A 21,075-nucleotide genomic window follows, 5' to 3' on the forward strand; every position below is an offset into this window, starting at 1 on the left:
ATTTCCTCCTCATAGTTTTTCTTTCGTATTTAGGATGTCAATTTCTTTGACTGGTTCATAAGTTGTCACGCTTCTTTTTTGTTTTAAGTACAATTCCAACCAAAAATTTTTGCAAAAGATTTCCTCCCTGTTATTTGATGATAGACTTATCTTAATAAGAGAAACTTTCGAATCTTTTTCGTAAATCTTACAAAAGTCTTACAATACAAAAATACTCCATAATGATTAGCTTGCTTCTCTAATCATTATGGAGTTAGTAATGTTTTTTTACATCTCTATAAAACCGTCATAATCCCTTAATAAAGTAACATCTTCGCCATCTGTTTGTGCTTGTTTAATCCGTTTTTCTCCCCAAATAGACATGGAAACTAGAATATCTCGTAATGTCTTTCCTTCTTCTGTTAAAGCGTAGACGACTTTAGGGGGAACTTGGTTATAAACTTCTCGAGCAATAATCTGATCTTTTTCCAACTCTCTAAGCTGTTGTGTTAGCATTTTTTGCGTAACGTTAGGGAGCTTTCTTTTTAATTCTCCTGAGCGTAAGGGTCCATGTCCTAAATTACATAATATAATAGGTTTCCATTTTCCACCGATAACATCTAAAGTAGCCTCAATGCCCATTTGATATATTTTACTCATGATAAATCCTCTTTTCTTCCAATAGGAACTTTTTGGTACCTATAGCACTTTATAGTGCGTACTTACGTATTCTTCTTCGTAGATTTATACTAACATATGTAAAGCAAAAGAAAAGAGCTTTGCTAAAAAATAAGGAGTGTTGAACTATGGCAGATTATCAATTTTTAGAACCTTTACAATTTAACAATGGCATCACCTTAAAGAATAAAATAGTCATGGCACCTATGACTACAATGTCTAGCTTTTATAATGGCAAGATTACGCAAGATGAGCTTAATTATTTTGCTGCTAGAGCTGGAGGTCCAGGAATGGTAATTAGCTCAGTAGCTAATGTTTCCGATAATGGGAAAGGATTTGAAGGCGAACTTTCCGTAGCCCATGATGAAATGTTACCCGGATTAAGAAAGTTAGCGGCAACGATCAAAAAGGATGGCGCAAAAGCGATTTTGCAAATTTTTAATGCAGGGAGAAAATCAACCTCACAAGTATTACGCGGAGAAACACCTGTAAGTGCTAGTGCAATCGCAGCAGAATTTCCTCCCGGTTTGGAAACTCCTCGAGCATTAGAACAAGAAGAAATCGAACAAATTATTAATGATTTTGGTGCTGCTACTAGACGAGCAATTCAAGCAGGTTTTGATGGTGTGGAATTACATGGGGCAAATACTTATTTGTTACAACAATTTTATTCTGCCAATTCTAACCAACGTTCTGATGAATGGGGAGGTAGTCAGGAAAAACGTTTGAGATTCCCGCTGGCAGTTATTAAAGAAGTAACTGAAACGATCGAAAAGTATGCAACTGATTCGTTTTTATTAGGCTATCGGATTTCACCTGAAGAAGTTGAAACACCAGGCATTCATTTAGAAGATACCTTATATCTTGCTGAAACAATTAAAAATCAAGTGGATTATATTCATTTATCTATGGGAAGTTATAAACGTACTTCGCTAAATGATAAAACAGATACTACGCCTATTTTGAAAAAATTTACGGAAAAAATCGCTAATGAGGTTCCGCTTATCGGCGTGGGTTCAGTGGAGACGCCAGAAGATGCTGAAGAAATGATAAATAGTGGCACTGACTTAGTGGCTATTGGACGTGAGCTTTTACGTGAACCTCATTGGGTAGAAAAAGCAATGACAGGCGATGAAGCAAGTATCCGTACGACAATGAGCCTTGCGGATATGGAAGAACTAGGCATTTCAGGTGCTATGCAAACTTATTTGAAAGAATCATTTGGCAGTGTAATGAACTTTACACCTGATGGCAAAAAAGCAGAAAATTACCAAAACCAAGCCGCTCCAATGGAAGGTTTCGAAAAGAAACTATAAGGGTCAAGGACGGGGAGTAAATTAAAAAAGTGTTCCCTATCTTTGGTTTTTCAGGGGTTAAATGGCTATTTTACTCCCTGATATGTTCATCACAGGGAGTAAATCAGCTATTTAACCCCTATGTTTCTTCTTTTTTGCTATATTTATACAATTTTATGCTAATTGACGCTAATAACAGGGAGTCGTCTTTTTTTAATATACTCCCTGTCTTTTACTTCTCAGGGAGTAGAATCGAGAAACGTTCCCTATCTTTTCAAACATAGGGAGTCGATTTGGATTTTATTCCCTGTCTTTATTCATATCAGAATGTTTATTACTTATAAAATAAATGGTATAGCATCCCTAAATCTAAGCTAAATTTGAAATGCTCATACTATGATACACTCAAAGACTCTACATTGAATAATCCGCTTTTATATGCTATACTTCCTTATATAAGGAGAGAGGAATTGCTATGAACAATCCCTCAATGACAGCACCGTTTAAGATGGTGACAGAACACATTATTTAATTAAAAATAACCGTCGCCCTGCTAAAGTTGACGGTTATTTTTTGTCGTTTTTTACTATTGCTAGGATACCAAAAATTAAAGTCGCGATTAAAGAACCGAAACCAATCATTAGCCCTAACGCTTCAGCCACAGACAAAAGGCCTCTCCTTTCTTTTAAGATTTTAGCACTTACATTCATAAGTACCACCGCCTTTCAAAAAGATAGCCACCGTCACAAACTTTACTGTCCAATACAGTATAACATAAAAATGGTAAGGCTCTCATTTCTTCAGAAAAATTTCTTAATAATACACCTATTAAACTTCCCATAATGATGGCTGTTCCATTAATCAAAACAAATGATTCCCGCTCTTTTTCAGAAAGAGTATGTCATAAGGAAAAGTTGTTGGGTAGTAAGATTTACGAAATATATGAAAGAAAATAAAAAAGAGAAGAATGTTTGAGCGATACTTAGCGCTCTTACATTTTCTCTTTTTTATTATTTAACTACTCTTTATCTGCAACTTTCACAATTTGTTTTCCGATATTTTCCCCGCTAAATAGACCTAAAAAGGCATCTGGTGTTTTATGGAAACCATTGTAAATGGTTTCTTCAAATTGTAATTCACCATTAGCTACTGCTTTTTCCAGAGCGGTATAAGCTTCATCGAAAGAATCCGCGAAATCACCGACTAGCAATCCTTGCATTTTTGCCCGAGAGTTAATTAAGAAACGTTGTACACGCAGGCCGATATCTTCTTCGCCTTCTTTAAGGTTATAGGAGGAAATCGCGCCACATACAGGAATACGGGCAAAAACATTTAATAAAGGCCAAACTGCTTCTGAGATTTCGCCACCGACATTTTCATAATAAACATCAATACCGTTAGGGCAGGTTTCTTTTAGTTGTTCACTGACATTTCCCTTTTTATATTCTACAGCCGCATCATAGCCTAATGTTTCAGTGATATATTTTGCTTTTTTCTCTGAACCGACGATGCCAACGACACGAGCACCGACTCTTTTAGCGAGTTGACCAGCCACTTGTCCAACCGCTCCAGCTGCGCCTGATACGACGACAGTTTCGCCTTTTTTGGGTTCGCCAATATGCATCATACCAAAGTAAGCTGTTAAAGCAGGCATTCCTAATACGCTGAGTGCATTACTTGCTTTTAAACCTTCTGTTTGCACTTTTCGTACATCTGAAGCTTTTATGACATTATACTCTTGAAAGTCAAGATTACCAGTTACTAAATCGTCTTTTGAAAAATTATTATCGTTTGAACGAATCACTTGGCTAACGACCGCTCCGTTTAGAGGTTGACCAACTTCAAAAGGTGCAGAATAAGAAGGCGCATCGGACATTCTGCCACGCATATACGGATCAACTGAGAGATATAAAGTTTTGACTAATATTTCGCCTTGCCCTGCTTCAAAAACATCAATGTTTTTATACTCGAAAGTATTATCATCGGGTAAACCATTCGGACGTTCTTTTAGAATTAATTGTTCTTGTTGCATTTATATTACCTCCGCTTAATATATTTTCTGTACAATAAAAGTGTAGCACGGATAATATCTGAACGTAAAAAAATTACAACCTCTTAAATGGTTTTTTATCAGGAATAAGCGTAGTATAATAAAATGGGTGAAATGAATATACCTAGTAGGAAGTGAATTATATGAAAATTATTATAGCCGGAGCCGGAGCTATGGGAAGTCGTTTTGGGCTAATGTTACATCGTGCGAATCATGAAGTTGTTTTAGTGGATGGTTGGCAAGAACACATTGATGCAATCAATAAAAATGGATTACAAGCTAATTTTAACGGAGAAAAAATAGTTGAAAATATTTCTGCCTATAATCAAAATGAGATTGCAAAGGTTGATTTTTCAGCAGATTTGGTGATTTTATTTACTAAAGCTATGCAGTTAGATTCCATGTTGCAATCTATTAATAGTCTTTTACATGAAGATACGAAGGTACTTTGTCTACTAAACGGCATTGGTCATGAAGATATGATTAAAAAATATGTACCTTATCAAAATATTTTCTTAGGAAATACTATGTGGACTTCCGGTCTGCAAGGCCCAGGAAAAGTGAAACTATTTGGCGATGGTTCGATTGACTTACAAAACTTAGCACAAGGCCAAGAACAAGCAGCCAATACAATTGTTGAGGCATTGAACCGAGCTGATTTAAATGCAAAGTATTCTTCTAATATTTTGTCCTCTATTTATAAAAAGGCATGTGTGAATGGAAGTGTCAATGGACTATGCACTGTTTTAGAATGTAACATCGCTAGTCTTGGTGCAAGCAGTTACGCCAACATTATTATTTCTCAAATTGTCGATGAATTTATCGCAATTGCTAACGCACAAAATATTTTCCTAGACAAAGACGAAGTTTTAACACAAATAAAATCAAGTTTTGATCCAGAAACAATAGGTTTACATTATCCATCAATGTATCAGGATTTAATCGATAATAAACGTTTAACTGAGATCGACTATATTAATGGCGTGATTGTTAGAAAAGGAAAACAATACCAAATACCAACGCCTTATTGTAACTTTTTAACAGAATTGATTCATTCCAAAGAGGAAATTTTAGGTGTTAGTTAAAAATAAGATTATCAGAATAATTAAAAAATTTGATTTAGCAGCAATGGTATACAAGGACTAATAGTTAAAATGGAAGAATTTTCAAAAAATAGCTTGACAAAGTTTTGACTATTCTCTATACTAATTTGCAAATCACAGATAAAGCGATAATAGAGAAGAGTAACTATTGCGTTTGTTAAAGAGAGCCCGGATGGTGTGAAAGGGTGCAAATAAATTTAGTGAAGATGAGCTCTAAGCTTTTTGTTCAGTTAGCGCTGAATAAACGGGAAAGCAGCCGATATACTGCCGGGTATCATGCGTACCGTTGAGATATTGGCTGTGAGGTCGATATGAATAAGGGTGGTAACACGAAAAGTCTTCGTCCCTTTGTTTATTAGAAATAATAAGCAAAGGGATGGAGATTTTTTTTTATCTCTAAAAACATATAAGGGGGAAGAATTTGCTTGTTTGTTGGCGTATCATTAGTTGTTTAAACATTAAGGAAGGTGACACATGAAAAAAATAAGTTTATATATAGGTGCAACAATTTTTTTACTGCTTTTAGGTGCTTGTGGAAATAGTGGGTCTGCAGAACAAGAGGGTGCACAGCAAAATGATGGTGTTGTTCATATCAGTTCAGTAGATTCGGATGCGGAAGTTTGGGATTATATCGCAAACTCAGATGCAGCCCAAGAGGCGGGACTTGAAATTGAGGTAACAGAAATCACAGGAGGAACACAGTCCAATAATGCTGTGGCAGATGGCGATGTAGACGCGAATGCTTTTCAGTCTATTGAATATTTAAAAAGTTATAACGAAGAAAGTGAAACAAATTTAATTCCTATAGCGACAACTTATATGGAACCTATGGGATTATACTCAGACAAGTATGATTCTGTGGAAGATCTTCCTAATGGTGCTCAGGTAGCGCTAGCAGATAATCCAGCAAATACCGCACGAGGATTGCGCCTATTAGAATCGGCTGGATTGATTACACTAGAAGAGGACTTTGATGATGGGCTGGGTACACCTGATGATATTGCAGAAAATCTTAAAAATCTCGAGTTTAGCTTAATTGATGATCTGACGGGCCCTCGTGTTTTATCTGATTTGGATTTAATTCCAATCAGTAACACGGTCGCACTTGAAGGGGGGCTAAATGTATTAGAAGATGCTATTTATCATGAAGAAGTTAATGATGACAATAAAGGGAATTTTAACATTATTGCAGTCCAAGAAGGAAGAGAAGATGAAGAAGATCTGCAAAAGCTAGGAGAAATCTATCATGACCCTGAAATCCAAGAGTATATAGATGAAGAATTTGAAGGTACCAAAGTAGAAGTAGACGAATCAATTGATGAAGTTTGGGGGGAATAAAGTGAAAATTGCTATTATTGCGGCGATGCAAGAAGAAGTAACTCCTTTTCGTGAATTCTTCACACAACGTAAACAAATTTGGCAAAAAGGAAAGACTGTTATTGAAAAACTCAACGAAGATGTTTATTTAGTTGAATCAGGTATTGGTAAAGTAAATGCGGCTGCTAGTACGGCTTGGTTATGTGAACATGTCGCACCCGATTTAATTATTAATACTGGAACTACTGGTACTTTTCATGCAAATGCAGCCTTAGGAGAAATACTTCTTAGCGATCGTTTTGTTTATAGTGATGTGGATGCGACAGGCTTTGACTATCAATATGGTCAAGTGCCTCAGATGCCAGCTGATTATCCGATTAGCCATGCTCTTTTGCAAGAAGTTGAAAAGTTATTTGCTGTTCACAATATTACTTATCATTTAGGAACGATTGTAACTGCGGATTCTTTTATGAGTGATGATGCCACTATCAACACAATACGCAAAAATTTTCCAGACTTGATAGGTTCGGATATGGAAAGTTGCGCAATTGCTCAAGTAGCTAGTTTTTATAATATTCCGATACTCAATGTGCGCGCAATTTCGGATAAGGTAGGAGATAAAGCACCACAGATGTTTGATGATTCAGTGGATAACGTGAGCGTTCAAGCATTTCAAGCTGTTCAAATTCTTTTAAATAGCTTATCAAAGGATGCTGTAGATAAAAAAATTAAATAAAAAAAGGATGATATAAAGGAAGAGAGCCAGTTCTCAAAAGTATTTAAAAATAATAAATAAAAAGATAATACAGGAGGAATTATAATGGCAGATACAAAATTAAAACAACAATCACCTTATCGTTATGACATCGTCGGTAGTTTCTTAAGACCCGAGGCGTTAAAGCAAGCTAGAGAAGATTTTGAGCAAGGAAACATCTCGGCAGAAGAATTAAAAGAAGTAGAAGATCAGGCAATTATTGATTTAATAAAGAAACAGGAAGAAGTTGGACTTAACGCTGTAACGGACGGTGAGTTTCGTCGTAGTTGGTGGCATTTAGATTTCTTTTGGGGACTCAATGGTGTTACAAAAGCAGCAAGTGATAAAGGCTATCAGTTTAAAGACAAGGAAACTCGAGCAGAAACTGCTAGACTAACAGGTAAACTGGGTGGAAAAAATCATCCCTTTGTAGAACATTTTCGTTTTGCAAAAGAACATGCAAAAGAAGATACGGAAGTAAAATTAACGATACCAGCCCCTGCACAATTTTGGGCAGAATTGGCTAGACCGGAAAATGAAGCATCAACTAAAGAAATATATTCAACAACAGAAGCCTTAGTTGACGGGATTATTTCCGCCTATCGAGAAGCGATATCGGAATTTTATGCTGCAGGTGTTAAAACCTTACAAATCGATGATTGTACTTGGGGAATGTTAGCAGCTGGCACTTCTATGACAAATGGTATTCCAGAAAAAGTGGCTAGTAAAGAGCGCGCTAGGGCTGAAAAAGAAGCGGAAGAACAAAAACGGTTGTTTGTTACTTTAAATAATGCAATTATCGACAATCAACCACAAGATCTTGTGATCAACACACACATTTGTCGAGGAAATTATCAGTCAACTTGGTCCTCTTCAGGTGGCTATGATAATGTGTCTAGCCCCTTATTTGACCAAGAAAATGTCAACGCTTATTATCTAGAATACGATAGTGATCGTGCAGGCGGTTTTTCACCTTTAGCTAATGTAACAGCTGGAAAGAAGGTGGTTTTAGGCTTAGTGACTTCTAAATCAGGAAGTTTAGAAAATCGGGAAGATATTATCGCTCGCATCAAAGAAGCAAGTCAGTTTGTTCCTTTAGAAAATTTATGTCTTAGTCCTCAATGTGGTTTTGCCTCCACTGAAGAAGGAAATATTTTAACCGAAGAACAGCAATGGAATAAAATAAGATTTATCAAAGACATTGCCCAAGAAGTATGGAAAGATGCTTAATTTAACAGCAAAAGTCCAGATCTATAAAAGAATAGGTCTGGACTTTTTTTAGGTTAAAAAAGCCAGATTGTATTATTTTTTATAGGAAAAAATTGCTATAATAGATTTATAAGAAAGAAATTTTTTTAGTGATGAAATGAGTAAAGATGATAAAAGAAAGGTGGGAAAAGATGTTATATAAAAGTAAATATGCATCACCTTTAGGCAATCTCCTAATATTAGCTGACAACAGTTCTGTGTTGGGGCTATGGTTTGAAGATCAGAAATATTACGGTGCTTCCTATTCTTTAGAAGAAGCTGTTTATCAAGAAAACCGTGTGATAAAGAAAGTAAAAGAGTGGTTGAGTGACTATTTCGACGGAAGAAAACCTGCAAAAGAGCATTTATCATTAGCTCCTAAAGTTACAGATTTTCGTCAAAAGGTATTATCAATTTTGCAAACTGTACCTTATGGACAAACAATTACTTATCAGCAAATCCTTGATAAATTAAAAGAAAATTACGGTGAAAACGTCGGATCAGCACGAGCTGTTGGTGGCGCTGTAGGACATAATCCTATTTCGATCATTATCCCTTGTCATAGAGTCATTGGAAGCGATGGTTCTCTGACCGGTTATGCAGGAGGGATCGAAAGAAAATTAAAACTGCTTACTTTAGAAGACATTCGATGAGAGGAGGTTTATTGTGTGAGTGTAACAAAAACTGAGTGGCAGGCCATAAAAGCTAATAATAAGTATTATGATGATATCTTTTGGTATGCAGTCAAAAGTACTCGGATTTTTTGTCGCCCCTCTTGTCTTTCAAGATTACCCAAAAAAGAAAATATAGAAATTTATTATACAAAAGAAGGGGCTGTACAGGCAGGTTACAGACCTTGTAAAAGATGCCAACCCTTAGGTGAGCCAGTTAGCAATCAGGAATGGGTAAGAGAAATTGATACGATTTTACTTCATAACTATCAGCAGAAGTTAACCCTAGAAGAATTAGCTCACTTAGCACGAGGTTCAGAATCATATTTACGCCACACTTATAAAGCAATTACTGGGATAACCCCACAAAAACGATTGATGAATATTCGTCTAACTATGGCAAAAAAAGGATTGTTGGAAACAAATCGAACCGTCAAAGAAATTGCTGAAAGCGTAGGGATGGAAAATGTCGCTTACTTTATCAAAAAGTTTGGCGAGTATTACGATGACTCTCCTTTACAATTTAGGAGAAAATACATCAAATAAAATGACTCCTCCAAAATCATAAAAAATGGTGGTATCATTAAAAAGATGCCAGCAATTGAAAAATTATTGGAGGGACATCAAAAAAGTTCCCACCAATATTTGTAAATTATGGTGGGAACAAGGAATATTTTTATCTTAATTGATATTGATAAAGCCACTACCTAATACATCTCTAACATCATGAATGGCCAAAAATGCATGTTCGTCTTCCTTATTGACAAGCTTTTTAATCCTAGTAACTTGTGATTGCGGTACAACAACATAAAGCATGGTTCTTTGATTTTTACTATAACCACCGCTACCTGTTAATAACGTTGAACCTCTGCCTGTAAAATCATTGATTTTATTACTGATTTCCTCATTCTTATTAGATATAATGGTAACCGCCTTTTTAGGGTTAAAACCTTCAATAATAAAGGAGGTAGCTCTTTCTGTTACAAACAGCATAATGATAGTAAATAAAACATTTTCTATAGGAAGTACTAAAAGAAAAGATAGGACAACTAGACCATCCAACATAAAAATTCCTTGAGAAGTTTTTATATCCAGATATTTGTTGAGGACTTTAGCTATAACTGAAGTTCCGCCTAGGGTACTACCTGTTGAGATCACTAGACCCGCGCCAATACCTATAACAGCACCCCCGAACACAGAGTTTATAACAAAGTCGTCGACACCTAAATTGATTCCTTCGGTTAAATTCAGAAAGAAAGTGCAGTGTTGGCGATCACAGTATAAATTGCTGTGGTTTTACTTAAAAATTTCCAACCGACAAAAACGACTAAAGTGTTTATAATCAAAGATGTTAAGGCGGGCGAAAGGCCAAGCGTATACCTTAAAGCCAAAGATATCCCGACAGTACCTCCATCTCCTAAATTTGCTCCAAGTAGAAAACAGTTAACACCGAGCGCATTGATAAAAGTTCCTATGAAACAAAGTATGATATTTTTATAATGTTTATTAATAAATTTAGCCATTACTACACTCCTTTCTCCCCTTGAAAATATAATAAGCTGCTTTAAAGCAGTCTATAAGCTTGCAAGAGTTATTAATAATCCTGGAATAGGATAGCATATTTTTTATTGTATAATCTACTAAAAAAGCTTGAAAATTTACTGAAATCAAGCATTTTTTTCAATGAAAAAGGCAAGTATTTAAGTACTTGCCTCCAATTCGGTATTCTTTTGTAAAATGAATTAAGCAAAATTTAATTGATGGATTTCATGTTTTGTTTCTTTTATAAATTGCAAGAGCTGCTCAAAAGTAATAAAAACAGTAGCAGTGTTATCATTAGGGTGAAGACCAATGACATTTGCGTCTTTTAAATGACTATCTACATAAACAGTCACATCGTTCTGTTTGTCATTTAATAAACCAAATGGACTGACAGCTCCTTTAGCTAAGCCTAAGTATTTTTCAAGCCGTTCTTCAGAGGCAAAAGATAAGCGAGAAGAGGCAATCATTGTTTTAACTTCTTTTAAATCTATATTTTGATCCTCTTCAACCACAAGCAGATAGTGTTCTTTCCCATTGCCATTTCTTAAAAATAAATTTTTAGCAACGGTGGAATGCGCTGGAAAATCCAGGGCTTTCATTTCTTCTATTGTGTAAACAGCCGGGTGCTCAATCCTTTGAAAATCAATATTCATTTCTTCTAACTTTGCATAGACGAGTTGTTTTTGTTCTATAAAAGATCTCCTTATAGCTTTATTATTAATAATAAATTATCATGGTATAAAGATGTTCTCAAGTTTTAGATAATTGTTATCAATTAGAAAATAGTTAACTCTTTTTTAAGAAATTAATTAATTCTTTTTTAGTATTTTATCGTTATATTGAGAATAGAAAATATTCTTAATAGGAGAGTTAAAGGAGCAAGATTATGGAAGAGAAAAAAGGATATATACTATTAACCGATACGGGAACGCTGTTTACTAAGTTTATTAGGCTGTATACACATCATCCTTACAATCATGCTTCCATTGCTTTTACTTCTGATTTGTCGGAAGTTTATAGCTTTGGCAGAAAGCATATAAGAAATCCATTTATTGGTGGGTTTATCGAGGAAAATATCAGAACGGGGCTACTTAAAAAAGCGCACTGTGCAGTTTACTCTTTTGATATTACACAAGAGCAATTAGAACAAATGGAGTTATATGTTGAACAAATAAAAGCAGAAAAAGAATATTATCATTATAATTTTATTGGTTTATTTGGTTTTTTAATCAATAGACCTATAAAAAGAGATCATGTATTTTTCTGTTCACAATTTGTCGCTTCAGTACTGGCAGAATGCGAGTTTAATACTTTTGAAAAACCATTATCTTTAGTTGCGCCGCAAGATTTAAAAGAAATTCCTACATTACAGTTAGAATTTCAAGGAAAACTAAGTGATTACTATAACAACGCAGCAATAAATGAAGCAAAGCCTTCGTTCTTCTCTCAATTATTTTCAATGGAAATATGGGTGGGGTCGTTGATCAATCGTCACTAGTGTTTAAACAGCTGAAAATATTAGACAGAAAGCTTGGATTAAGGCATACTAAAGGAAAATATGGGAAGAAAAGAGGTGCCGTCATGAAAATATTTATCGTTGAAGATGATGAAGTGATTGCTAATAAAATCAAACAACATCTAGTAAAATGGGATTATGAAAGTTTGATTGCAAAGGATTTTCAAAACATTTTGTCAGCACTTGTTTCCTTTGATCCGCAGCTAGTTTTGCTTGATATCACCCTTCCTTTTTTTGACGGTTACCATTGGTGTCGGGAAATGCGGAAAATTTCCAGTGTGCCGATTATTTTTATCTCCTCGGCTATAGATAATCTGAATATTCTTCGTGCAATTGAGATGGGAGCCGATGATTATATTACAAAACCCTTTGACTTGGAAATTTTAATGGCAAAAATACAAGCGCTTCTTCGTCGTAGTTACGACTTTAGTGATTCCAATGACTTAATTGAACATCGTGGTTTAATTTTTAATAGCAGCAACTTTACGATTTCCTATCAAGACCATGAGATGGAACTGACAAAAAACGAAGCAAAAGTTTTCCAAAAGTTAATGGAAAATAAAGGACATATTGTCTCTCGGAAAAAGCTCATGCTTTATCTATGGGAATCAGATAGTTATGTGGATGATAGCGCACTGTATACCAATATCAATCGTTTAAGGAAAAAGTTAGCTGAAATGGGCTTAGAGGATTTTGTTCGTACAAAAAAAGGAGAAGGTTATCTTATTGAAAACTAAAGGTGTGCTACTACTCCAATATCTATACAAACAAAGAATGTTTCTTTTTCTCTGTCTCTTTTTTGCTGTGGTTAATATTGTAGTGGGCTATGTTTATCAATTGCCGCTAGAAAGAGCTTTATTAAGCATTGTTATCAGCAGTTTTGTAGTTATTATTATGGGTGTTTTTGATTTTTACCATTTCTATACCAAACGTACTCAATTAGCTCGTCTTAAAAGTTCTGAAGAGGTCACATTCAAAGACTTACCTGAAAGCAATGGTTCTGTTGAAAAGGACTATCAAGTAATTATTCAAAAAATAAACCAGCAGCTTTTAGCTTTAGAAAATGAAGCGGCACACACTGAACAAGAAATTTTGGATTATTTCACAACTTGGGTCCATCAGATTAAGGTACCGATTGCAGCACTTCATTTAATTTTACAAGAAGATGAAGCAGAAGTTTCAGATGAGTTGGAAGAACAACTATTTAAAATTGATCAGTACGTAAATTTGATTTTACAGTATGTCCGCTTGGAAAGTTCTTCCACCGATTATCATTTTCAAGAAGTGGATGTAGATGACTTAATTCGAGAAAATATTAAAAAGTACGCTCCTTCTTTTATCCGAAAAAAACTTACGCTACATTATGAGATGATTCATCTTCGTGTTGTTACTGATGCCAAGTGGCTAAGTTTTGTCATCGATCAACTACTTTCTAATGCCTTAAAGTACACTCATGAAGGATCAATATCGATTTATTTAGAAAATCAGTCTTTAGTTATCGAAGATACAGGTATTGGTATTTCAGCAGAAGATTTACCTAGAGTGGGTCAAAGAAATTTCACAGGATTTACGGGACGCCAACAAAAAAATGCTACGGGCATTGGCTTTTACCTGTCCAAACAAGTGATTCAGAAATTAGGGCACCAGCTTTTCCTATCTTCCAAAGCTAAAAAAGGGACAAAAGTATCTATACATTTTGACAAACAGGAAATGATTACAAAATAAAGCAATCTAACAAAACTGTTAGAAAATAAAGAGAAATGCCAGCTTAAATTATAGAAAGGCATTTCTCTTTTTTGCTATCGTTAGATTAACAAAGAAATATCACTACTTAGAAAGTGAGGAGCTAAAAATGAGTCTTCTACAAGTACAAGAATTAAAGAAAGTATATAGCAATCGATTCGGAAAAAATAAGTTGGAAGCCTTGGCGAATCTTTCTTTTTCTGTTGAAAGTGGAGAATATATTGCCATTATGGGCGAATCGGGTTCTGGCAAAACAACCTTACTGAATATTTTAGCAGCGCTGGATCGTCCGACAAATGGCAAAGTATTATTAAATGATCAAGATATCGTACAAATTTCGGAAAAAGATATTTCAAAATTCCGACGTGAAAATCTAGGATTTGTTTTCCAAGATTTTAATCTATTAGATACTTTTTCTTTAAAAGATAATATTTTTTTACCTTTAGTTCTATCAGGAAAGAAGCATGAAATGATGGAAGAAAAACTAAAACCCATTGCGGAAAAATTAGGCATATTAGAATTGCTAGAGAAATTTCCTTACGAAGTATCTGGTGGGCAAAAACAACGGGCTGCAGTGGCGCGGGCACTTATTGCTAGTCCGGCTTTGGTTTTAGCTGATGAACCGACAGGAGCGCTAGATTCAAAATCAACCAACGAACTGCTCACCCTTTTTAATCAAATTAATGATGAAGGACAAACGATTTTAATGGTCACACATAGTATCGAAGCAGCTAGTCATGCCAAACGCGTTCTTTTTTTAAAGATGGCAATGTGTTTCATGAATTATATAAAGGAGAAGAAAGTAGCGAGCAGATGTTTCAAAAAATTTCACAGACACTAACTGTATTGAGTGCAGGAGAGGATTATTATGCATAATGGATTTTACGCAAAATTAGCCTTACAAAGTATTCGCGAAAACAGCCGACTTTACAATCCATTTATTATCTCAAGTATTGTTTCTGTTATGATGACCTTCGTTATTTTAAGCTTATCTGTCAATAGCGGTTTGAAACAAATCCCTGGAGGCGCGAACCTACAAACAATTTTAGCTTTAGGCTATGTGATATTAGTTCTGTTTTCTGCGATATTTTTGTTTTATATGAATAGTTTTCTCATGAAAAATCGAAAAAAAGAATTTGGTATTTATAACATTTTAGGCATGGATAAAAAACATATAAGCAAGATCCTTTCCTATGAGATTCTTTTTATTTATTTCGTTAGCTTAATTGTCGGGCTTATAGCAGGATTGTTGTTAAATAAAGTCGCGACGCTTCTTATTCGACGTATGTTAGCTGCGCCTGTCTCTTTGGGCTTTGAGCTTTCTATGCAGCCGATCTTATGGACCTCAGCTTTCTTTCTCTTGATTTTTCTTGCAGTTTTACTTGTGAATATCTATCAAGTCAGGCTTGCTAATCCCATTGAATTATTAAAAGCAAGCAATACAGGGGAGAAAGAACCTAAAATAAAAATTGTATGGACCATTATTGCTTTACTTTTAATGGGCGTCGGTTACTATTTAGCATTAACGATTCAGTCACCTATTTTAGGGATGCAGTTAGTCTTTTTAGCCATTTTAATCGTAATTGCTGCTACTTACTTATTGTTTACTACAGGAACAATTACTTTTTCGAAGCTACTTAAAAAGAATAAAAGATACTATTATCAAACCAAACATTTTATACCGATTTCCGGTATGCTTTATCGCATGAAAAAAAATGCAGTAGGTTTGGCCAATATTTCTATTTTATCAGTCGGTGTTGTTTTAATGTTTTCTATTGCGGCTTCCTTGTATTTAACGACGGATAATTCAGTGAATACACAGTATCCGCGTGATGTGATTTCTGAAGTGAAAGTAGGTAATAGTGATGCAGAAACAGAGGATACCACAAAAACAAGAATACAAGAGGTTGTCGAACAGATTTCAGCGGAGACCAATATTCAAGTAGAGGACTTCCTATCTTACACTTATCTAAATTTTCCGGCACAACGAGACAAAAATGGTTTTACGCTCACACAAGATGTTTACTCAACGCAAACGAACCAAACACCAGCCAATCTTTATTTTGTTGATCAAGATAATTATCAGGAAATTTCGGGGGATCAATTAGATTTAGCAGAAAACGAAGTGGTTGTTCACGGGACAGTACAAGCTTATAAAGCGAACACATTGTCCTTATTAAATCAACAATTTGAGGTAAGAGAAGAAGATAATATTGAAGAGTTTGCTATAGGAAATGAAACGTCAAATGCGGTAAATGATGGTTACTATATCATTGTTAGCTCTCCTGAAGTATTACAAGAAATTGATCAAAGCCAACAAGATGTTTTACAGGAGATGACGACACCCACCAGCGTTTTCTCACAATTTGATTTAGTAAATGCTACAAAAGAGGAGAAAATTGATTTTTCCAATCATTATCAAGATAAAATAAATGAAGAAAAGATGAATATTACCAATGTTGACACAAGAGTAGAGGCTAACGGTAACTTTCGTGCGTTAAGAGGAGGCGTCTTATTTCTCGTTTTAAACTTAGCGTTATTATTGTTGATGATGACAGTATTAATCATTTATTATAAACAAATTTCAGAAGCTTACGATGACAAAGAACGTTTTCGGATTATGCGTAATGTTGGATTAAGCGATGCAGAGATTAAACAAGCTATTCGTTCGCAAATGTTAAGCGTCTTTTTCTTGCCGGTATTTGTCACCGGCGTCCATACACTCGTGATGTTGCCGCTGATGAAAAAAGGGATGGTTTTAGTGATGTTAAATCAAGTGAACTTATTTCCGCTGAGTCTATTCCTAGCGTTTGTTATCTTTTTGCTGGTTTACATTATGATTTATAGAATTACTGCCAAGACTTACTATAAAATCGTCAAATAAAAAAGAGGTGATATTATGCCGTTATCAATGACCGATTTACTCATTGTATTGATTACAGTATTTGGGGGCGTGGGACTTCAGATTTGGTTATCTACCAGAAAACATTTTTGGTGGGGGCTTGTTTTGCCCCTTCTATCATTAGGTTATTCTATTTATATGGTTCCGCAAGTTTCGTTTTATCCAGAAATGAATACCTATTTTAAGATGGGGATGTATATCCAGCAAAATATGTTAACAATTGCTTTACTGGTTATTTACGGAATCTGTCAGTGGCGTTTGTACCAAAAGCATCGAAGGTAACAGAGCTAATAAAAGCAGGGAAATTATAATTTTTTTGCTTTATTGTATTTAAAAACAAAAAGAGACAAATCGGAAGACTTGCTTTTAAAGTTGAAGAAGTATTCCGGTTTGTCTCTTTATTTGGTTAGATGTATAAACAAGATTTCAGCTTATTCATCTCGTAATTTCTCATTAGGATAAGTGATATATTGGGTTAAATCGCCATCAATTGGAGGTGTTGCCATAAATTTCATATCCGGATATAAATTATAGCGGCCTGTGCGAACAATTATATATTAACACCTCATTTATTATGTGCAAGATTGAACAAAACCTGATGAAAAAACCGCCTTTCAAAAAGAAAGGCGATCCATTCTAAAATTTAAGCTTCTAAACTTTCCGTAAATTGGGCGTTCTTACGATTTAACATCAGTGTTAGTACCAATGTAATTGCAGCAAGAACGGCACCTCCTGGCCCGAGAGCTTGCATACCAACATTTTGTGCGATTTGACTTCCAACAGCAGAACCTATGGCAATTCCAATATTGGAAAAGATCGAATTAAAAGAAGATGCTAACACCATAGATTGAGGATAACTATTTTCTGCAATACCTATCATATGCAATTGAATAGGCGAATTGAGTAGATACATCGTCAAACCAATCAACATTAAATCAATAAAACCCGCCCAATGTATATTTAACAAAACAGGCAAACATCCTAATAAGAAAATTTCAGCAATATAAACTTTCGGCATGTAAGCAAACCACGTCTTTCCGCGATTTTACCACTCAATTGATTACTTATAAGGGACATGAAACCATAAGCTGTAAAAGCTAAGGTCACTAACGAAGGCGCAATCCCTAATTCTGTCGAAAAAATAGGACGCAGGTAGGTGTACACAGCATAAATACCGGCAATGCTGAACATGGTAACGAAAGCACTTAATTGTATCCGTGAATCTTTAAAAATAGCTAACTGGTCAGAAAAACGTGTAGCTCCTGAAGATTTTTGCCGCAGATCATCAGGTAAACTTATCTTAAGGAAAAACAACAAGATAAAGCTAAGTCCAGCAATGAGGTAAAAAGCAGAACGCCAACCAAATTGTGTGCTTAAGAATGTACCCAATGGAACCCCAAAAACAGAAGCGATACTAAAACCTGAAAATATCCAAGCGATAAGCCAAGCGCGTCTTTCCATCGGAGCTAAATAAGTCGCAAAAGCCATAATCACGGAGATGCCTGAACCAGAAACAACAGCTACGACAACGCGGGAAAGTGTTAAAACAGCATACGTTGGTGCCATAGCAGTGACAAAGTTTCCGATAGTAAATATACTCATCAGGAATAATAAAACATTAAGCAAACGTTTTTGCCCAATTAAAGTAGTCACAAAAGGCGTGCTAATAGCATAAGATAATGCGAAAATGGTGACCAAATAACCCGCTGTAGAAACATCTACAGGAAAAGAAGCAGCGATATCATCTAAGATACCTACGATAATAAATTCACTAAAGCCTAAAAGAAACGACGTTAAAATCAAAATGAAACTTTGCGTTTTAAACTTTTGCATGGGAAAACACCTCATTCTATTTTTTAAAAGAAATCATAGCGGCTTGGTTTATAACCAGCCTGTATATCTATAAGGTGTTTTCCCAGCTTTGGTTTACATTTTTCTCCCCAATCTAAAATCCAAGCCACCATCATCACTTCCTTACTTTTCATTTCGTATGTCTTTAAAAAGACGACCGTAATAGTCTAGCAAGATAGATTTTTATAGTCAACAACTTTGTTTAAGAAAGGGGAGTCTTTAATCATATGGATTGCTGCCAAGATTGTGTGTTTCCTTTTATGAATATCAATTAGAAATTCTTCTAGTTAACTCGTTTTTTTATAGTGATGAAGAAAAAATAAAATATCCAAGCTTTAGTTGGTCCAGACCATCGGAAATTGATTCCTATAACTGTATTGACTGGAAGTATTTTTTTAGTCGTTGTAGATATTTTAGCTCGTACTATGGTTGAAAATAATGAATTACCTATTGGCATCTTTACGTCAATCGTTGGCGCGCCATTTTTTGCATTTATCATGATTCAAAAAAATTATCAATTCAAAGACTAGTCAGGAGTAATGTTATGAACCTTAATGTTGAAAACGTAGAAATTTTTCAAGGAACAAATAAAGTGATTAAAGGAATTGATCTACAAGTACATGATCACTCTTTCACTGCTTTATTGGGTCCTAATGGTAGTGGGAAGTCTACCTTATTAAAATCTGTATATCGCGTATTAGAACCTAAAAGCGGTACTATTTATTTAAATGATTTGAACTTAAAAAATACGCCAACTAAAAAAATTGCCCAGCAAATGTCTGTGGTGTCACAGTTTCAAAATAATAGTTTTGATTTTACCGTAAAAGAAATCGTTCTAATGGGAAGAACGCCTCATTTACGTGCTTTAGAAAAAGAAAGTGTCCATGATTACGAATTAGTAGAAGAAGCCTTGGTAAAAACAGGCCTGTGCAAATTACGAGATCGGCCTATTTCCCAACTATCTGGAGGAGAAAAGCAACGTGTTTGTCTTGCTAGAGCGATTGTTCAAGCACCTACTTTAATGATTTTAGATGAACCAAGTAATCATTTGGATATCAAGTATCAATTAGAAAGTCTTCGTGTGATTAAACAATTAGGTGTAAATACTTTAGTGGCTTTACATGATATTTCATTAGCCGCACAATTTTGTGATTATATCTATTTTATAAAGGAAGGAGAAGTGAAATATTACGGTAGACCGAAAGTGGTTATCACAAAAGAAATTTTAAAGGATATTTATGAAGTGGATTGTGAAGTCTACAACGACCCGAAAACGCAAAATTTATTGATAAGTTATTATACATTTTAGACTAAAGGAGAGAATCAGATGAAGCAACGATCTATCTATTTGATAAGCGCATTATTTGTAGTTTTACTTTTATTAACAGCTTGTAATTCACAACAAACAGAAGGACAGGAGGCTACTGCTAATACTGAAGAACAAGTCGATGAAAATGAGACGACTTACCCTCTAGAGATAGATGTGACAGACGCTGAGGGAAATACTCAGACCCAAAAATTTGAAGAAGCACCTGAGCGAGTGGTGACAAATAACCTGTCTTCAATTGAGATTTTGTTAGAATTGGGCTTAAAAGATAAAATTGTCGGCACTACTCAACCAGATAATGAAGTTACTGGGAAATTTGCAGAAGATGTTGATGATATCCCAGTGATTGGCGATAAGATGAATGTATCCAAGGAAACAGTTGCAGAGTACGCACCTGATATTGTCGTAGGACGTGAAATGTCATTTGATGATGATTCAATGGGGTCAGTCTCCACTTTAAATGAACTAGGCGCACAAACTTATATACAAACGGCAAGTGGTATGTCCACGAATCCTCCTTTGACTGCAGTAATCGATGATGTACGTACTTTAGGACAAATTTTTAATGTGAATGAACGTGCTGAAAAATATGCTGAAGAATTGGAACAACGTCTACAAGATGTTATAGAAAAAGCCGATGAGAACAAAGGAGAGGAAGAATTAACGCTTCTTCCAATGGTGGCCTATGATGATTCTGATTCAACATTTGCAGCATTTAACATTTCAGAAGGTTTACAAAGCGACCTGCTTGAACAGTTAAATGTGCAACCTGCAATTGAAGGGAGTAGCTCAGATCCTTCTTTAGAAACAATCATTAATGCTGATCCTGACATTATTCTCTACGTTACAGCTGATCGTAATGCGGATTTAGACGAAACAGCGGTGGAAAGTATTACAAATGAACCATTACTTAAAGATGTGAGCGCGATTAAAGAAAATAGAATATACACAACAACTTACGACGACTTTATGGACTATGGTCCTCGTACCTTTGATACATTAGAGATGCTTGGAGAAGAATTATACGAAGATTGAGTGAACTTTGGATAATAAATAACCTTTCTTCATTCGGCGGAGAATGAACTTCAGAAGTGGGTGA

General features: G+C 35.2%; 20 protein-coding genes and 3 pseudogenes. 16 read left to right on the forward strand and 7 right to left on the reverse strand.

The window, feature by feature from the left end:
• Window positions 1-267 precede the first annotated feature (267 nt).
• Window positions 268-639 carry a winged helix-turn-helix transcriptional regulator gene (locus AC806_RS03520; protein ID WP_014124424.1) on the reverse strand — a complete coding sequence of 124 codons (372 nt, stop codon included), beginning with the start codon at window positions 637-639 and terminating at the stop codon, window positions 268-270.
• 146 nt (window positions 640-785) lie between these two features.
• Between AC806_RS03520 and AC806_RS03525 the strand changes: the two genes are divergently transcribed.
• Window positions 786-1,973, forward strand: coding sequence for an NADH-dependent flavin oxidoreductase (locus AC806_RS03525; protein ID WP_061841088.1), 1,188 nt, complete (start codon window positions 786-788; stop codon window positions 1,971-1,973).
• Between the two features lie 545 nt (window positions 1,974-2,518).
• Here AC806_RS03525 and AC806_RS03530 read toward each other — a convergent pair.
• Both AC806_RS03530 and AC806_RS03535 read right to left on the reverse strand, forming a co-directional pair.
• Window positions 2,519-2,662, reverse strand: a complete 144-nt coding sequence (locus tag AC806_RS03530) for a putative holin-like toxin (protein ID WP_069028782.1) — start codon at window positions 2,660-2,662, stop codon at window positions 2,519-2,521.
• A gap of 308 nt (window positions 2,663-2,970) precedes the next feature.
• A complete protein-coding gene (locus tag AC806_RS03535) occupies window positions 2,971-3,984 on the reverse strand; it encodes an NADP-dependent oxidoreductase (RefSeq protein WP_069028783.1) in 1,014 nt (337 codons plus the stop codon).
• 161 nt (window positions 3,985-4,145) lie between these two features.
• Between AC806_RS03535 and AC806_RS03540 the strand changes: the two genes are divergently transcribed.
• From AC806_RS03540 to AC806_RS03565, 6 genes are all read left to right on the forward strand, one after another.
• Window positions 4,146-5,087 (forward strand): 2-dehydropantoate 2-reductase, encoded by a 942-nt coding sequence (locus tag AC806_RS03540; RefSeq protein ID WP_069028784.1) that lies wholly within the window; start codon window positions 4,146-4,148, stop codon window positions 5,085-5,087.
• A 492-nt stretch (window positions 5,088-5,579) separates the two neighbouring features.
• Window positions 5,580-6,443, forward strand: a complete 864-nt coding sequence (locus tag AC806_RS03545; RefSeq protein ID WP_014124428.1) for a MetQ/NlpA family ABC transporter substrate-binding protein — start codon at window positions 5,580-5,582, stop codon at window positions 6,441-6,443.
• 1 nt (window position 6,444) lies between these two features.
• Complete coding sequence (locus AC806_RS03550) at window positions 6,445-7,158, forward strand: 5'-methylthioadenosine/adenosylhomocysteine nucleosidase (protein WP_014124429.1); 714 nt, start codon at window positions 6,445-6,447, stop codon at window positions 7,156-7,158.
• Between the two features lie 84 nt (window positions 7,159-7,242).
• Window positions 7,243-8,406, forward strand: coding sequence for a 5-methyltetrahydropteroyltriglutamate--homocysteine S-methyltransferase (locus AC806_RS03555; protein ID WP_014124430.1), 1,164 nt, complete (start codon window positions 7,243-7,245; stop codon window positions 8,404-8,406).
• Between the two features lie 170 nt (window positions 8,407-8,576).
• Window positions 8,577-9,077 carry a methylated-DNA--[protein]-cysteine S-methyltransferase gene (locus tag AC806_RS03560; RefSeq protein ID WP_014124431.1) on the forward strand — a complete coding sequence of 167 codons (501 nt, stop codon included), beginning with the start codon at window positions 8,577-8,579 and terminating at the stop codon, window positions 9,075-9,077.
• 15 nt (window positions 9,078-9,092) lie between these two features.
• Window positions 9,093-9,641: a bifunctional transcriptional activator/DNA repair enzyme AdaA gene (locus tag AC806_RS03565; protein WP_014124432.1), complete on the forward strand. Its 549-nt coding sequence runs from the start codon at window positions 9,093-9,095 to the stop codon at window positions 9,639-9,641.
• Between the two features lie 135 nt (window positions 9,642-9,776).
• Here the strand turns inward: AC806_RS03565 and AC806_RS12290 are convergent, their stop codons facing one another.
• The 3 genes and pseudogenes from AC806_RS12290 to AC806_RS03575 all read right to left on the reverse strand — a co-directional run bounded on the left by AC806_RS12290 (window position 9,777) and on the right by AC806_RS03575 (window position 11,290).
• Entirely contained in the window at window positions 9,777-9,911 is a 135-nt protein-coding gene (locus AC806_RS12290; protein ID WP_371873168.1) for a DUF2179 domain-containing protein, read from the reverse strand.
• Window positions 9,912-10,040: 129 nt separating this feature from the next.
• Window positions 10,041-10,618, reverse strand: a pseudogene (locus tag AC806_RS12295) (YitT family protein); the annotation flags it as partial.
• A gap of 219 nt (window positions 10,619-10,837) precedes the next feature.
• Entirely contained in the window at window positions 10,838-11,290 is a 453-nt protein-coding gene (locus AC806_RS03575; protein ID WP_069028785.1) for a prolyl-tRNA synthetase associated domain-containing protein, read from the reverse strand.
• 233 nt (window positions 11,291-11,523) lie between these two features.
• Between AC806_RS03575 and AC806_RS03580 the strand changes: the two genes are divergently transcribed.
• From AC806_RS03580 to AC806_RS03605, 6 genes and pseudogenes are all read left to right on the forward strand, one after another.
• Complete coding sequence (locus AC806_RS03580) at window positions 11,524-12,135, forward strand: hypothetical protein (protein WP_014124435.1); 612 nt, start codon at window positions 11,524-11,526, stop codon at window positions 12,133-12,135.
• Between the two features lie 83 nt (window positions 12,136-12,218).
• Entirely contained in the window at window positions 12,219-12,890 is a 672-nt protein-coding gene (locus AC806_RS03585) for a response regulator transcription factor (protein ID WP_014124436.1), read from the forward strand.
• A complete protein-coding gene (locus AC806_RS03590; protein ID WP_041591790.1) occupies window positions 12,880-13,878 on the forward strand; it encodes a sensor histidine kinase in 999 nt (332 codons plus the stop codon). The genes AC806_RS03585 and AC806_RS03590 overlap by 11 nt, the downstream gene beginning before the upstream one ends.
• A gap of 127 nt (window positions 13,879-14,005) precedes the next feature.
• Window positions 14,006-14,772 (forward strand): annotated as a pseudogene (locus AC806_RS03595) (ABC transporter ATP-binding protein).
• Window positions 14,765-16,780 carry an FtsX-like permease family protein gene (locus AC806_RS03600; RefSeq protein ID WP_014124439.1) on the forward strand — a complete coding sequence of 672 codons (2,016 nt, stop codon included), beginning with the start codon at window positions 14,765-14,767 and terminating at the stop codon, window positions 16,778-16,780. Before AC806_RS03595 ends, AC806_RS03600 begins: the two are co-directional and overlap by 8 nt.
• 15 nt (window positions 16,781-16,795) lie before the next feature.
• Window positions 16,796-17,080: a hypothetical protein gene (locus AC806_RS03605; RefSeq protein WP_014124440.1), complete on the forward strand. Its 285-nt coding sequence runs from the start codon at window positions 16,796-16,798 to the stop codon at window positions 17,078-17,080.
• A gap of 361 nt (window positions 17,081-17,441) precedes the next feature.
• On the opposite strand, the pseudogene AC806_RS03615 reads toward AC806_RS03605, so the two are convergent.
• Window positions 17,442-18,631: pseudogene (locus AC806_RS03615) on the reverse strand (MFS transporter).
• Window positions 18,632-18,975: 344 nt separating this feature from the next.
• On the opposite strand from AC806_RS03615, the gene AC806_RS11660 reads away from it, so the two are divergent.
• Genes AC806_RS11660 through AC806_RS03625 form a run of 3 tightly spaced genes read left to right on the forward strand, consistent with a single transcriptional unit; the run spans window position 18,976 to window position 21,011 of the window.
• Window positions 18,976-19,179: an iron ABC transporter permease gene (locus AC806_RS11660; RefSeq protein WP_257784584.1), complete on the forward strand. Its 204-nt coding sequence runs from the start codon at window positions 18,976-18,978 to the stop codon at window positions 19,177-19,179.
• Window positions 19,180-19,193: 14 nt separating this feature from the next.
• Window positions 19,194-19,958: an ABC transporter ATP-binding protein gene (locus AC806_RS03620; RefSeq protein ID WP_014124456.1), complete on the forward strand. Its 765-nt coding sequence runs from the start codon at window positions 19,194-19,196 to the stop codon at window positions 19,956-19,958.
• Between the two features lie 18 nt (window positions 19,959-19,976).
• The gene (locus AC806_RS03625; protein ID WP_014124457.1) at window positions 19,977-21,011 is read left to right on the forward strand and encodes an ABC transporter substrate-binding protein; all 1,035 of its coding nucleotides are present in this window, start codon (window positions 19,977-19,979) and stop codon (window positions 21,009-21,011) included.
• Window positions 21,012-21,075 lie beyond the last annotated feature (64 nt).

This window comes from Tetragenococcus halophilus, assembly GCF_001712815.1.
Taxonomy (GTDB): Bacteria; Bacillota; Bacilli; order Lactobacillales; family Enterococcaceae; genus Tetragenococcus; species Tetragenococcus halophilus.